The sequence below is a fragment of the Acidimicrobiales bacterium genome (assembly GCA_035540975.1).
Classification (GTDB): domain Bacteria; phylum Actinomycetota; class Acidimicrobiia; order Acidimicrobiales.
Map to the genome: position 1 here is coordinate 13,494 of DATLFN010000146.1, position 14,224 is coordinate 27,717.

The following is a 14,224-nucleotide window of genomic DNA, read 5'->3' on the forward strand; positions in this document are numbered from 1 at the left end:
TCGGCGCCGACGCCCTCGATGGTGGCGGTGACGCTCGGGTTGCCCCGATCGAGCTCCACGGCGGGACCGACCCCGGTCCCGCGCCTGGCGCCCGGCCCGCGGGTGGGGAAGCCACCGTGGTGCCTCCGCCGACACTGCCCGCCGCCTCGCCGCCCCCGGGGCGGGCAGTCCCCGTGCCGTCGTCGGTCGCCCCAGGGCCGCCGGCGTCCGTCGCCTCGGTGCCGCCCGGTCCTCTGCCCCCGGCATCCCTCCCGCCCGCACGTCCCGACGACGGCGATGATGTCGACGACGGGGAGGACGACCACGAACGAACCGACGAGCTCGACGATGACTGACGGGCGCCGCTCCCACCTCGGCTTCCGTGCCCGGGTCCTGGGCTTCTCCGCCGCGTTGCTGGCCGGCGCCATCGTGGTGGGGCTCGTGGTGCAGCGGGCCGTGCTCTTGCGGCGGCTGGATGCCGAGGTGGCGGCGTCGCTGGAACAGGAGCGCGAGGAGATGCAGCGCCTGGCCGGCGGCCGCAACCCGGCCACCGGTCAGCCCTTCGAGGGCGACGTGCGGGCCATCTTCGACACCTTCATGCATCGCAACGTCCCCATCGAGGGCGAGGTGTACCTGACCCTCGTCGAGGGGCGCCCCTACGCCACCACCCCCGCCCCGGTGCGCCTCGATCGGGTGCCGGCGCTGGTCGAGCGGTGGGCGAACCTCACCGAGGGAAGCGAGGGCGAGATCCACACCGACGCCGGCCCGGTGCGCTACCTGGCCGTGCCGCTGCGCACCCAGGGCCGCACCGCCGGCGTGTTCGTGGTCGCCAACTTCCTGCGCGCCGAGCGGGAGGAGGTCGAGGCGGGCATCAGGGTGGCGGCCGGCGTGGCCGGGATGGTCCTGGTGGTGGCCACCGGACTGGCGTGGGTGATCGCCGGGCGGCTGCTGCGTCCGGTGCGCCAGCTCACCGACAGCGCCCGGAGCATCTCGGAGACCGATCTGTCGCGGCGCATCCCGGTCGAGGGCAACGACGAGATCGCCGAGCTCACCCGGACCTTCAACGACATGCTCGATCGCCTGGCCGGAGCGTTTGCCGCCCAGCGGGCCTTCGTGGACGACGCCGGCCACGAGCTGCGGACCCCGATCACCATCATCCGGGGCCATCTGGAGCTGATGGGCGACGACCCCCAGGACCGGGAGGAGACGGTGGCCCTGGTGACCGACGAGCTGGACCGCATGGCCCGCATCGTCGAGGACCTGCTCTTGTTGGCCAAGGCCGAGCAGCCTGACTTCGTGCGGCCGCAGCTCATCGAGCTGAGCGACCTCACCACCGAGCTGGTGGTCAAGGCGCGGGCCCTGGGCGATCGGGACTGGCGCCTCGACGCCTGCGCCGAGGGCGTCGTGCGGGGGGACGCCCAGCGCCTGGCCCAGGCCATGTTCAACCTGGCCCGCAACGCCGTCGAGCACACGACGGCGGGTGCCGAGATCGGCCTCGGAAGTGCCCTGGAGGGCGACGAGGCCCGCATTTGGGTGCGCGACACCGGTGCGGGCGTCGATCCCCACGACCGGGACCGCATCTTCGACCGCTTCGCCCGCGGCCGCAGCGGCTCCCGCCGGTCCGACGGCGCCGGCCTGGGCCTGGCCATCGTGCGTGCCGTGGCCGAGGGTCATCACGGGCGGGTCGAGTTGCACAGTCGGGCTGGCCTGGGCGCCACCTTCACCGTGGTGTTCCCCGCCACTGGCGGCGACCGACCGGAGGAGCTCGACCGGCCACCCCCCGCCAGCGCCGGTCCGCCCCCAGGGCCATCGGCACCGGGGCCCGACGACGACACCAGGGAGATCCACGTGGTGGAGACGACGAGGCAATGGCCCGCATCCTGATCGCCGAGGACGAGCCCCGCATCGCCACCTTCCTCGAGAAGGGGCTGCGGGCGAACGGGTACACCACCGTGAGCGTCGATGACGGGAGGCAGGCGGCCTCGCTCGCCCGCGACGGCGACTTCGATCTCGTGGTGTTGGACCTCGGCCTGCCGGGCGTCGGCGGCATGGAGGCGCTGTCCCGGATCCGCCGGCGGGGCGAGCGGCTGCCGGTCATCATCCTCACCGCCAGAAACGAGTCGTCGATCACGGTGGCCGGCTTCGAGACCGGCGCCGACGACTACGTCACCAAGCCGTTCCGGTTCGAGGAGCTCCTGGCCCGCATCCGGGTGCGCCTGCGCGCTCAGGCAGGTCACGAGACGACGGTCCTGCGGGCGGGCGACGTGAGCCTCGACCTTCGCACCCGGCGGGCCACCGTCGGGCCGGACACGGTCGAGCTCACCGCCCGCGAGTACTCCCTGCTCGAGGCCTTCCTGCGTCATCCGGGCCAGGTCCTTTCGCGCGAGCAGCTGCTGTCGATGGTGTGGGGCTACGACTTCGACCCGGGCTCGAACGTGGTCGAGGTCTACATCCGCTATCTGCGCAAGAAGCTCGGCGACTCCGTCATCGAGACGGCCAGGGGGATGGGCTACCGACTGGCCAGGTGAGGAACCCTGTGCGGGCAGGCCGCCGGCGTTGCCCGCAGGACACCCTGACGGGCGCGATCGGGCCCCCGGTCCGAGGTCCGGGGGCCCGATCTCCTGCCGTCGAGGGCGGTCAGTCGGCGCTGTCCGTGCTCCCGCCATCGGGACTGTCGGCGCTGTCGTCGGCCGGAGCCGGGGGGCGCGCCGGCGCCGGCGCCCGGTCGGGGGAGTCGTCGGGGCTGTCGAACGACGCCGGAGGGGCGGCGGGGGCCGCGGCCGCAGCCGGTTCGGGACTGTCGACCGACGACTGTCCGTCGAAGCTGTCGTCGGCGGAGGCGGCCGGCGAGTCCACCGACTCGCCGTCGGGCGACTGGCCCGGGCTGTCGAGCGAGTCAGCGCCGTCGGGGGAGTCGTCAGCCGACTGCAGCGGCGAGTCGAGGGACTCGCCGTCCGGCGAAGCCTGCAGGTCGTCGTCGACGGCCGACTCCACCGGGACGGGGGGCTGGGCGTCGGCCATGGCGGCGGCGTCGCGCAGCTCGATGCCACGTCGGCCTGCGGGACCCGGTTCGTCCGCTCCGGCCGACAGGATCCCGCCGAGGCTCAGCCCCGCCACCGCCGCCGTCGCCCCGGCGATCTTCCACTGCCTGGTGAGCTCCATCGTCACTCCTCGCTTTCGGTCGATGACTTGTGTCGATGGTCACGGTCGCATCTCGCCCTGAGGCGGCGGTGAGGCGGCGGTGAGACTTCTCTCAGGCGATCGGGCTACCGGCCAGGCGCTCGGCGCTGGCCAGCCAGCGCTCGGCCAGGCGGAGGCGCCGGGCCGTGGTCGTGCGCCAGGCGGGCTCCAACACCCGGAACGGGCCGGTGGCCAGACCGAGGACCACGGCGGCCACGGCCTGGCGCAACAGCACGGGGTCGACCCTGCGGTCGAAGGTGGAGAGCAGGTTCGCCGCGTAACGCTCGATGGCCCACCGCCGGGGCGAGGTGACGGCCAGGGTGGAGAGATGGCCGATCAGGGTGGCCAGGTCGTCCACCCGACGGCCGAGGCCGAAGGTGTCGACGTCGAGCAGCCCGGTGATGCGGCCGCCCTCGACGAGGAGCTGCGCCTCGTGGAAGTCGCCGTGCACCGGCACCGCCGGCACCTCCGCCGTGGCCTCGGCCCCCGCCAGCACCTCGCTGACGGCGCCCACCCGCGCCGCCAGCTCGGGCGCCACCGCCGAGATGAGGGCGGCGAAGCGCCCGGTGTCCCACCCGTTCGCCCGCGGCGTGCCACTTCCCGGTTCGGGGAGGCGGTCGAGCAGGCTGAGCAGGGCCGACCCGTCCGGCAGCCCCCGGTGCTGGTCCAGGGCACGACGCAGGGTGACGCCCCCCACGGCCTGGAGGGCCACCAGTCCCAGCTCGCCCGACCAGCCCAGCGAACGCGGCACTGGCACGTGGTCGGCCAGCAGGCGGTGACGGTCGTGGAGCGCGCCGGCGGAACGGGGGCGTACGACCTTGAGGAACAACCGGGCACCCGGAGCGGCGACCTCGATCACCGCCCGTCGCCCGGGGCGGTAGGCGCGCAGGCGTGGGGTGCATTGGGCGACCGGAGCGCCGAGATCGTGCAGCAGCCGGCGGACGGCGGCCGGGTCGAGGGCCGGCGCGAGCCCCGGCAGGTATGGGTCGCTCGGCACCCGCCACACCGCCACCTGATGGTTGCCGTCGTCGAGCACGAGGCCGCCACCGGGAAGGCGGCCGCCGGCCGAGGCCACCAGCATTTCGTTGGTGACGGGACCGCCCCGCCAGCGCACCGCGGCGTCGTAACGCACCGTCAGCGACCGTCCCGGGTGGTAGGTCGTCTGTCGAGCGGTGAGTGAGCGGAGCTCCCCTCCTCCAGCCGCCACCGCCGCCGCCAGGAGGGCGGGCGCGCCGGGGCCGAGCAGGGCGTCGGCCGGGAGGGAGGGGTCGGCGAGGGCGGGGACGTCCTGAGCTGCTCGTCGCTGGGCCATCGGCCCACGGTCGTCGCCTGTCCTGAGCCCACCGTGAAGCGGTGCTGAGAGAGCTCTCATCCCGGTGGCCCACCGCCTTGGGCCGTGCCGGGACATGGGATGAAGGAAGTCTCATCCCGGTCTCATCGCCCGCCAACGACAGCAGCGCAGAACTGCGGCGATGCACCCACGTCCTACAAAGGAGATGGCATGAGACCAGGAATGGCATTGCTGGCGCTGGCCGCGGCGGGATCCGCGGTGGCCGGCTTGGGAGCGGGCCCGGCGGCGGCCGAGGAGACCACCTGCCGAGGCAGCCTCGGCCAGGTGACGGTGGACAACCTCCGGGTGCCCGAGGGAGCGACGTGCAGCCTCAACGGTACCTACGTCAAGGGAACGGTCAAGGTGGAGCGCGACGCCACCCTGCGGGCCGAGGGCGTCCGCGTCGTGGGCAACGTGCAGGGCGAGAACGCGGTATCGGTCGGTGTCGCAGGAGGATCGACGGTCGGCGGCAGCGTCCAGGTCAAGCAGGGCCGGGCCGCCACCGTGACGGATACGCGCGTCGACGGCGACATCCTCTACGACGAGAACCGGAGCGCCCTGCGGGCCGACCGCAATGTGGTCGGAGGCAACGTGCAGGCGTTCAAGAACACCGGTGGGCTCGCCATCAGCGGCAATCGCGTCGACGGCAACCTCCAGTGCAAGGAGAACTCACCGCCGCCCACGGGTGGGGGCAACGTCGTGCAGGGCAACAAGGAGGACCAGTGCGCCCGGCTGTGACCTCGCGCTGACGGTCGTCGAGGAGGGCACCGGGTTGGTTTCACCGGTGCCCTCCTCGGTCGGCCATGCGCGACAGCGATCCGCCGGGCTGCCCCGGCCACGGCGACGGCTGGACTTCCCGGGGTTCGTCCGCGTGGCGGCGCGCCATCCCCCAATTGTCCGGAAGTTCACCACCGGTACGTCGCGGCGTCGATTCTCCGCTACCCGCGCTCCGTAGGGTCCGGATCGATCGGACCCGATGCAGACGGAGGCGTGATGACAGGGATGGACCGGCGGTCGTTTCTGAGCCGCGGCGCGGCTTTGGCCGGAGGAAGCCTGCTGGCGTCGGGCTCGCTGCAGACCCTCACCGCCCGACTGGCGGGCGCCACCCCCGGCGCCGCCCCGGGCCAGGAGAGGAAGGGCGGCTACGGGCGGCTGCGGCCGGTGGCGGCCGAGAACGAGCGGGGAGGCTTTGCCCACCTGGCGCTTCCCGACGGGTTCGGCTACGTGGTGCTGTCGCGCATCGGCGATCCCATGAGCGACGGGAACGTGACGCCCGCCCAGCTCGACGGCATGGCCGCCTTCTCCGGCCCCGGTGGGACGGTGCGCCTCATCCGCAACCACGAGATCCGTTCCGCCGGCCAGGTGCAGGTGGGCGGGCCGGTGGGGACCCGCTACGACGCCGCCGCCGGCGGCGGCACCACCACCCTCGACTACGACCCGCACCGGCGGCAGCTGGTGCGCGACTTCGTGAGCCTGAACGGCACGGTCGTCAACTGCGCGGGCGGCAAGGGCCTGGGCGATCGCAGCTGGATCACCGGCGAGGAGATCATCACCACCATCGGGGGCAGGAAGCACGGCTACAACTTCGAGGTCCCCCTCGCCCGCAGCGGCCCGGCGCTCACCCAGCCCCTCGTGGCCATGGGTCGCTTCGCCCACGAGGCGGTGGCCACCGATCCGGCGTCGGGGATCGTCTACCAGACCGAGGACGCCGGCTCGGGACGGGGCAGCGGCTTCTATCGCTACCTGCCCGACAGCCCCACCGACCTGCTGGCCGGCGGCCGACTCCAGATGCTGGCCGTGACCGGCCGGCCCAAGGCGGACCTGCGCGACGGCGAGTCGCCCGGTGCCGCCATGGCCGTCACCTGGGTCGAGATCGAGGCTCCGGACGCCAACCCGCTGACCGCCACCAACGCCGACGGCCTGGCCTCGGGCACCAGCGGCCCCTTCGCCGAGGGCTACGCCAAGGGGGGCGCCAAGTTCAACCGCCTGGAGGGCATCTGGTACGGCGACGGCAGCATCTTCTTCGCTTCCACCAGCGGCGGCGACGCCAAGAGCCCGGAGGCACCCAACTCCGACGGGTACCGCGAGGGCTACGGCCAGATCTGGGAGTTCCGGCCCCGGTCCGGCCAGCTGGTGCTGCTCTACCAGTCGCCCGGGGCCGACGTCCTCGACTCGCCCGACAACCTGGTCGTCACCCCCCGCGGCGGGCTGTTGTTGTGCGAGGACGACGCCTCCAGCGACGGCGACACCCACCCGCTCGCCCCCGGCATCGCCGACGTCAACCGCCTGGTGGGCCTCACCCGCTCGGGCGAGGCCTTCGAGTTCGCCGTCAACCGCTTCAACGACAGCGAGCTGGCCGGTGCCTGCTTCTCACCCGACGGCAGGACCCTGTTCGTGAACATCTTCGGCGACGGCACGGCCGGCAGCGGGATGACGGTGGCCATCCGCGGTCCGTGGGCCCGGGGTGCCCTGTAGGCAGCATGCCCGACCGCGGCGGCCCCGAGGTGCTGCGTCTTGACTGGCGGGGACTGGATCAGCAAAGCTCCATGTAGATGACGGTTGATACGGAGATCGAGGCCGTGGCCGCCCTGCGGGCGCTGAGCGAGCCCCTGCGGTGGCGGATCGTCGAGCTGCTGGCCGTCGAGGAGCTGTGCGTGTGCCACATCGTCGAGGAGCTGGAGGTGGCGCAGCCTTTGGTGAGCCACCACCTGCGCGTCCTGCGCGACGCCGGGCTGGTCGATACGGAGCGCTACCGCTACTGGACCTACTACCGCCTGCGCCCCGGCGCGCTGGCGCCCCTCCGGGACCGCCTGGAGCGCCTGGTCTCGCCGCCGCCTGCGCCCGGTGAGCGCCGTCGGCCGTGCTGTTGAGATGACGCAGGCCCGCCCGGACCTCTGGCGGCGCCTGCTGGCCGAGTACGTCGGCACCGGCTTCCTGGTCGCCGTGGTGGTCGGCTCCGGCATCGCCGCCCAGAGGCTGAGCCCTTCCGATGTCGGACTGCAGCTGTTCGAGAACGCGGCCGCCACCGCCGCTGCCCTCGCGGCCCTGATCGTGGCCCTCGGGCCGGTGTCCGGAGCCCACTTCAACCCGGTGGTGTCGATCGCCGACGCCGCCTTCGGCGGCCTGGCGCGTCGCGAGGTCGCCTCCTACCTCGCCGCCCAGCTGGCCGGCGCCGTCAGCGGGTCGATGGTGGCGAACCTGATGTTCGAGCTGCCGGCGGTGGAGTGGTCGACCACCGGTCGGTCCGGCTCCGGGTTGTGGCTGGCCGAAGTGGTGGCCACCCTCGGGCTGCTGGTCGTGATCTTCGGCGTGGTGCGCTCGGGGCGGGTGGGCGCGGCGCCATTCGCCGTGGGCGCCTACATCGGCGCTGCGTACTTCTTCACCGCCTCGACCAGCTTCGCCAACCCGGCGGTGTCCGTCGGGCGCATGTTCACCGACACGTTCGCCGGCATCGCCCCGTCCTCGGTGCCGGCCTTCGTCGCCTTCCAGCTCGTCGGCGGTGCGGTGGCCGTGTTGACGGTGCGAGCGCTGTACCCCGGCCTCGCCGCCGTGGCCACCGATGTGGTGGTGCCCGGTGTCGACCAGCCATCCGGAACTGGCGGGCGGGCCAACGGTGGTGCGCCGCCGCCCGCACGTTCCACCCGAGGAGGTCCGTCGTCGTGACCGAGACCCGCGAACCGAGCGAAGCGTTGTCAGCCATCGCCGGAGAGATGTGCGCCGAGTTCCGCGGTGTGTTCAGCGCCCAGACGGTCGAGCGGTTCGTGTTCCAGAGCTACCGCGATCTCGCCCGCACCTCCAACGTCCACACCTACCTCAGTGTTCTCACCCGCAAGTTCGCCCGTGAGCGCCTCCGGGCGCTCGGACAGCTGGAAGGATCGTTCATGAAGGACGTGCCCGAGGTCCTGTTCGTCTGCGTCCACAATGCCGGCCGCTCGCAGGCGGCCATGGCCCTGCTCGACCACCACGCCCAGGGCCGCGTCCACGTCCGCTCCGCCGGCTCGGCCCCGGGGGAGAAGGTGAACGAGGCGGTGGTGGCCGTCCTGGCCGAGCGCGGCATCGACATCGCCACCGAGTACCCCAAGCCCTTGACCGACGAGGTCGTACGGGCGGCCGACGTGGTGGTGACGATGGGCTGTGGCGACGCCTGCCCCATCTATCCCGGCAAGCGGTACCTCGACTGGCAGCTCGACGACCCCGCCGGGCGCAGCGTCGACGCGGTGCGGCCCATCATCGACGAGATCGACGCCCGGGTCCGAGCCCTGCTGGAGGAGCTCGTGTCCACTCCTGCGTCGCCGTGACTCAGCGCCGGCGGGAGATCCGGACTGAGGCAGATGGCTGCACCGGTCGCAGGTGCCGCCAGTCCAGGCCGAGATCGCCCACGGCTCGACGATGCGGACCCTTCGCGTCGGAAGGCCGGTCGGCCACAGGTTTGACCCTGCTCCTGGGATCGCCGCCCGACGGGAGGACCGGGCGGCACGGCCCGTTCTCCAGAGCAATAATGCCCTCGAGCCGGCGCGCGATCCTCATCGAGGGATCACGTTCGGGCGGTCCGAAGGAGGCCGACAGAGGCGATGCGACCCACCAAGGAGATCGAGGTTCTCACGGTCGCGGCCGTCCGCGAGCCACGGGAGGGCAGCCAGGCGATCGAGTGCCTCTTCAACGAGCGCCAGCAGATCTTCTCGGTCACCGGGCAGGCGAAGCGGCGCGACGCCGTGGTCGATGCTCTGCGGGAGGCACTCGACCGCGGCGCTCCTGTGCGGGCGGTGCTGAACCCTCGGAGGGGGGTCGTCGAGCGGGCCGAACCGCCTGACGAGGGAGAGCGGCGGGAGTTCCACGCGGCGCGCCCGCTCCTCGACAACCCCGACCGGGCCAGACGCATCCACGTCCCGTCCGTCGACCCGACGACGTTCAACATCGTCGACTACTACCTGGACTTCCCCGCGTTCAAGCTCTGTCGCCGCACCATTCCGAGCTACAAGGTCGCCAGGGAGATCTTCGGCTTCTGCGCGGCGCAGTCCTGCCACCTGCCGGGGCCGCCGGCCATCTCGCACTGCATCCCGTTCCAGTACGTTCGGGACGGCTGCTACGCCCGTGCCCACAAGATGCGGCAGATCATCGAAGAGCAGTACCGGTTCTGCTGCGAGAAGGTCTTCAGCTTCGCCAACCAGGACAACGACACCCTCGCCGTCAGGGCTGGCAAGTGGGGAGGCTGCTGCGTCACGTGGTGGTACCACGTCGCCCCGCTCGTCCGCGTCCGGGTCAGGATCAAGCTCCCGTTCGGGACGTTCGAGCTCACGCTGGCGATGGTCATCGACCCGGGCATGTTCGACAAGCCGGTGCTGCTCAGCACCTGGCTGTCGGCCCAGGAGTACACCGCGTGTGCCAGCAACGCGAACCTGTCGATGTACTCGGTCCAGCCCGGCTCCGCCTACACGCCGGCGAACTACGCAGGCACGCTCTTCGCCACGGACCCCACGTACGCTCAGACGCACACCACCTTGACGAACTATCAGAACCTGACGACATGCCCGTGAGGCAACGGACGCGATGGAACGAGCCGAGCCGCATCAACACGAGGGGCCAGCCGACCGCGATCTGACTGTCGCCCGAATCCGGACACGGGACGGCGCCGACCACGTCGAGGTCCTCTTCCTGGAGTCGGCGCGCATCTACCGGCTCCCGAACGACTGTCCGGGCTTCGACCAGCTCCTCCGGAGCCTGCGCGACGCGGAGGCCTCGCGACAGCCTGTGCGAGTGGCACTCGCCTCCCCCTACAGCGAGATCATCCGCGACGTGGTCGCAAGTTCCTGAGCGAACGGAGCTCGGCTCGCACGTCGACAGCCCTACTCCTTGTCGACCACCGCGACGCTCGCGAAGTCCTTGCGAACGAACCGGGTGTTGCAGGTAGGGCTGAAACCGGTCGCCGTCACGGTGACGGAGTAGCTGCCGGGGACCTTCGTCCGCGCGTAGCGACCGGTCAGGACGCCGACCTGCCTGGGACGCAGCACGAGCCGTGGGTCGATCACCGCGACGCGGCCGGGGCCCACGCCGGTCGCCCCGCCCGCTCCGCCGCCGATCGGCGTGCCGGTGCTGGCGCCCGAGCCGCCCCCGCCCACGACGGGGCCCGGAATCCGGCCGCCGCCGGCGACCGTCGACGCTTCGAGTCGCGGCGCGAGCCCCGAGGGCGTCGCGGCGAATTTGGGCAGACGCGTCGGCTTGAGCGTCGTGGCACCGAGTGCGAGCTCGTCGATCCGCGGCGCGAGGATGTCGTCGCCCTTGGCGGCCACCAGCTGATCCCGCAGCAGTACGAGCTGAGCGAGGTGCATGCGTGCCTTGTCGGGTTTGCCATCGGCGACGAAGTCCCGTGGCAGCTTGATGCGCGAAAGCCTCCCACGGTACTTGTCGATGAGGTCTGCACTCGACGCGACGGGAGCGGCAACCGCGGCCCGGACCTTGGCGCCGTCGATGCCGCCGCGACGGTCGCCGACCGACGTCTTCACGCCGATGACGTCGCCGACGCGGACGAGCGTCGGAACGTCGAGCACCAGCTTGAGCGGCGAGCGGACGAAGCCGCCGACGGTGTAGGGCGTGTGCTGATGACGGTCGGTGGCGACTTCGATCGTCCACAGTCCCGGCTCAGGGTCCTGGATCGTGAAGCTGACATAGCCGTCGCCGGCATTGCGCACGAACTCGGTCGCCGACCGAGGCAGCCAACGGCCGCCGGGCGAGCGCAGCCGCACCCCGATCTCGCCCGCGCCCTTCGGAGCCCGTGGGACGTACCGCAGTGACCGGTCGTGCCACGCGACGGTGAACAGCACCGACTCGGCGCATCCGTCGACCCAGCCCGACACGTGCGACACCGACGCCGCCGACGACTCGTTGACGATGACGCCGTCACCCGTCACCTGGCCTCGGATGTAGTTGTAGATCTCGAACAGATCGTCGATCGTCGGCATGAAGTAGTACCGGCCGTCGGTGTCGTCTGCCAGCTGTGCGAGCAGGGTCTGGTCCGATGCCGGGCCCATTGCGCAGCTGTAGATCGGCAGGTCCGCGGGGAGCGCCGCCGCGGCGTCGACCGCCCACGGCTTGGCCGGGTTGCCCTCGTCGCAGCCCTTGTTGTCGTACCCGTCGGAAAGGAGCACCAAGGCCCGGCGGGAGCCGGCGCCGGCGAGCATGCCGCCCGCCTCCTGGATGCCAGCGCCCATGAAGGTGCAACCGCCGAACCCGATGCCGTCGACCGCGGCGGTGGCGGCATCCCTCGTCGACTGGTCCACGATCTGCTGGGGAGCGCCCGTTCCTGGATACTCCTCATCGCCCGAGTCACCGAAGCTCACCACCCCGATGGAGTCGTCGACGCCCATGAGGTCGATGAACTGCCGAGACGTCTGCCTCGTGACGTCGACGTATCCGAAGACCTGCATCGAGCCCGACCGGTCGAGCACGGTTACGACGCTGACCGGGTCGGCCGCAGGCACCTCGGCGTTGTCGATCACCAGGGCGAAGTCCTGCCAGGTTCCGGCGATGTCGGTACGAGCGGATGCTGCGACGTTGGCCGCGACGACGGTGACCTCGTACACCCCAGTGGGGTTCTGGATGACGGCGACCTCGGTGTTGTTGAGGTCGTCGGCGACTCCGCCGGTCGTCGAGAACGCGCCCGCGAACACGTTGCCGCGGAACAGCTGGCCCGTGTCGACGTGACGGACCTCGAGATCGAGGTCGTTCACGAGCGCGGGGTTTGCGCCGACGGCGCCCGCGGCATCCGACCACGACAGCGCGACGCGCAGGGGGAGCGTGGCATCGGCGGCGGCCACGCGGATCGTGTACTCCTGGCCCGTCGCCGAGAACGCCTGCCGCTGATCGACGAAGATCTTGGGCCCACGGTCGGCGGCGGGCGCCTGGAGCAGCGCGTTCTCGACCGAGACGCGACCCCAGCCGACGTTGTTGTTCGGACCGGCGGCGATCGCCCCGCCGGCGCCGTCCGTGCCCCCGGCGACCGGCTCGGTGCTCGAGACCATCAACGCCTTGAGTAGCGCGGGGCTCGGCGTCTTGCCGTTGCGGGTCTGGCGCCACCAGTCGATCAGCAGCGCGGCACTGCCCGCCACGTGCGGTGACGCCATCGACGTCCCCGACATGGGCGCGTGGACCGGGTGCAGCGTGCCGCCCGTGTCGGTGTAGGGCCCGCTGCGGAACCCCACGGGGCTGTAGGTCGAGATGATGTCGGTCCCCGGTGCGACGACGGTCGGCAGCATCCGGCCATCGGTCGCAGGACCACGCGACGAGCCCGTCGCGAGCCCGCGGATGTCGTCGTTCGGGTTCATCTCGCCCGGGCGCCCGTTCAGCGAGTTGCCCACGAGGATCGCGTTCTTCGGGTTCTTCGTGACCGTGCCGGGGCCCGAGCCGCTGTTCCCGGCGGAGAAGACGATGACGAGCGGCGTCTGGTCGGTGGCGGTCGGGTCGGCGTCGCGGACGCCCAGGTCGACGGTGCGATCGTCGGCGGAGTAGTTCGGGCCGTTCATCGCCCACGAGTTGTTCATGACGTCGGCACCCTGGAGCGCCGCCTGCTGCACCCGCGCGGCGACCGTTCCACCCAGCGCGATGAGCCCCACATCGGCGCTGGGCGCCACACCCTGCCCGAGCAGGAACCCCTGCGGGTCGACGTCGCTCGAGTCGCCGTCGCCCGCGACGATGCCGGCGACATGGGTGCCGTGCCCGTCCGTGTCGGCGCCGACGACAGCCGCGCCTGCGGAGTCGACGACGAACGCGAGCCGGCCGGCGAGATCGGCGTGGACCGTCATGGGATCGTTGGTGTCGATGCCGGTGTCGCACACCGCGACCGTGACGCCGTTCCCGTTGACTCCGAGCGCCGTCAGGTTGGCGGCGTACCCCGTGTTCGGCAGCGTGTTGGGCGCCGCCGCGGCGTCGAGGTCTTCCATGACGATCTGCGAACTGCGCTCGTCCTCGAGCACGGGCGCATGCACGGCGTCGATCCAGCGCACGTCGTCATGGGCGGCGAGCGTCGGCAGCGCCTCGGTGGGCACCTGCGCGGTGACGCTCCGGAACGCGTCGAGCGACTCGGGTGCGACGGCCAGCACGTTCCCGCCGAGCGTGATCACGAGCGTCGCAACACCGTCGACGTCGCCCTCGGCGAATACGCCGATGTCTACCGCCTCGATGGGCCCGAGGCCGAGATCGGTGCCGGCCTCCGGATCACCGCTCAGCAGCTCCGGGTTGACCTTGAGGGCCGGCGCCAGCGGGCCCGTCCACTCGACGAAGGGGAGCGTGGTGGCGGATGCCACCGTCTCGGCGTCGGCGCGCACGTAGTACGCGTGCGGGCTGACCGCTTCGACGAGCCGGATGCCCCGCTCGGCGAGTGTCGCGAGCCACGACTCCTGAACCGGGCCGACGAGCTGGATCAGGTGGTTCACGCCGTCGGCGGCTTCGACACCTGCGAAGCCGGGCGGCGTCGGGGGGAGTCCCCCTTCGGCGGTGTCGATCTCGTAGGTGAAGAGCCGGATGGTGTGCGGGTCGCGCACGGCTTTGACACGCCACCCCGCATTCTCGAGGCGCTCGACCTGAGACTCATCGGCGTCGACGACGAAGCCGCGGTCCAGCGCACTCACGACGCCGACGCCGACGACGTCGGCTTCGACGATCGGTCTGTCGACCGCGGTGCGGTGGGTGATGACATAGCGTTCCGACATCCCTATGGCCCCTTTGCTCTAGGCGGGGTTGCGC

General features: G+C 71.8%; 12 protein-coding genes. 9 read left to right on the forward strand and 3 right to left on the reverse strand.

Features of this window, described 5'->3' with window-relative positions; genetic code table 11:
* Positions 1-327: 327 nt before the first annotated feature.
* Both VM242_14600 and VM242_14605 read left to right on the forward strand, forming a co-directional pair.
* Positions 328-1,863 (forward strand): ATP-binding protein, encoded by a 1,536-nt coding sequence (locus VM242_14600; protein HVM06394.1) that lies wholly within the window; start codon positions 328-330, stop codon positions 1,861-1,863.
* Positions 1,848-2,507 carry a response regulator transcription factor gene (locus VM242_14605; GenBank protein HVM06395.1) on the forward strand — a complete coding sequence of 220 codons (660 nt, stop codon included), beginning with the start codon at positions 1,848-1,850 and terminating at the stop codon, positions 2,505-2,507. Before VM242_14600 ends, VM242_14605 begins: the two co-directional genes overlap by 16 nt.
* Before the next feature lie 109 nt (positions 2,508-2,616).
* On the opposite strand, the gene VM242_14610 is transcribed toward VM242_14605, so the two are convergent.
* Both VM242_14610 and VM242_14615 read right to left on the reverse strand, forming a co-directional pair.
* On the reverse strand, positions 2,617-3,141 hold the full coding sequence (locus tag VM242_14610; protein ID HVM06396.1) for a hypothetical protein: 525 nt from the start codon (positions 3,139-3,141) through the stop codon (positions 2,617-2,619).
* A 91-nt stretch (positions 3,142-3,232) separates the two neighbouring features.
* Positions 3,233-4,471 (reverse strand): phosphotransferase, encoded by a 1,239-nt coding sequence (locus VM242_14615; protein ID HVM06397.1) that lies wholly within the window; start codon positions 4,469-4,471, stop codon positions 3,233-3,235.
* Positions 4,472-4,660: 189 nt separating this feature from the next.
* Between VM242_14615 and VM242_14620 the strand changes: the two genes are divergently transcribed.
* The 7 genes from VM242_14620 to VM242_14650 all read left to right on the forward strand — a co-directional run bounded on the left by VM242_14620 (position 4,661) and on the right by VM242_14650 (position 10,300).
* Positions 4,661-5,227 (forward strand): hypothetical protein, encoded by a 567-nt coding sequence (locus tag VM242_14620; GenBank protein ID HVM06398.1) that lies wholly within the window; start codon positions 4,661-4,663, stop codon positions 5,225-5,227.
* Between the two features lie 300 nt (positions 5,228-5,527).
* Positions 5,528-6,964, forward strand: coding sequence for an alkaline phosphatase PhoX (locus VM242_14625; GenBank protein HVM06399.1), 1,437 nt, complete (start codon positions 5,528-5,530; stop codon positions 6,962-6,964).
* 77 nt (positions 6,965-7,041) lie between these two features.
* On the forward strand, positions 7,042-7,359 hold the full coding sequence (locus VM242_14630; protein ID HVM06400.1) for a metalloregulator ArsR/SmtB family transcription factor: 318 nt from the start codon (positions 7,042-7,044) through the stop codon (positions 7,357-7,359).
* Positions 7,334-8,152: an MIP/aquaporin family protein gene (locus VM242_14635; protein ID HVM06401.1), complete on the forward strand. Its 819-nt coding sequence runs from the start codon at positions 7,334-7,336 to the stop codon at positions 8,150-8,152. The genes VM242_14630 and VM242_14635 overlap by 26 nt, the downstream gene beginning before the upstream one ends.
* Positions 8,149-8,787: an arsenate reductase ArsC gene (locus VM242_14640; protein HVM06402.1), complete on the forward strand. Its 639-nt coding sequence runs from the start codon at positions 8,149-8,151 to the stop codon at positions 8,785-8,787. The genes VM242_14635 and VM242_14640 overlap by 4 nt, the downstream gene beginning before the upstream one ends.
* A gap of 273 nt (positions 8,788-9,060) precedes the next feature.
* A complete protein-coding gene (locus tag VM242_14645) occupies positions 9,061-10,023 on the forward strand; it encodes a protein-glutamine glutaminase family protein (GenBank protein HVM06403.1) in 963 nt (320 codons plus the stop codon).
* Positions 10,024-10,036: 13 nt separating this feature from the next.
* A complete protein-coding gene (locus VM242_14650) occupies positions 10,037-10,300 on the forward strand; it encodes a hypothetical protein (protein HVM06404.1) in 264 nt (87 codons plus the stop codon).
* A gap of 32 nt (positions 10,301-10,332) precedes the next feature.
* Here the strand turns inward: VM242_14650 and VM242_14655 are convergent, their stop codons facing one another.
* Complete coding sequence (locus VM242_14655; GenBank protein HVM06405.1) at positions 10,333-14,190, reverse strand: S8 family serine peptidase; 3,858 nt, start codon at positions 14,188-14,190, stop codon at positions 10,333-10,335.
* Positions 14,191-14,224: the final 34 nt, after the last annotated feature.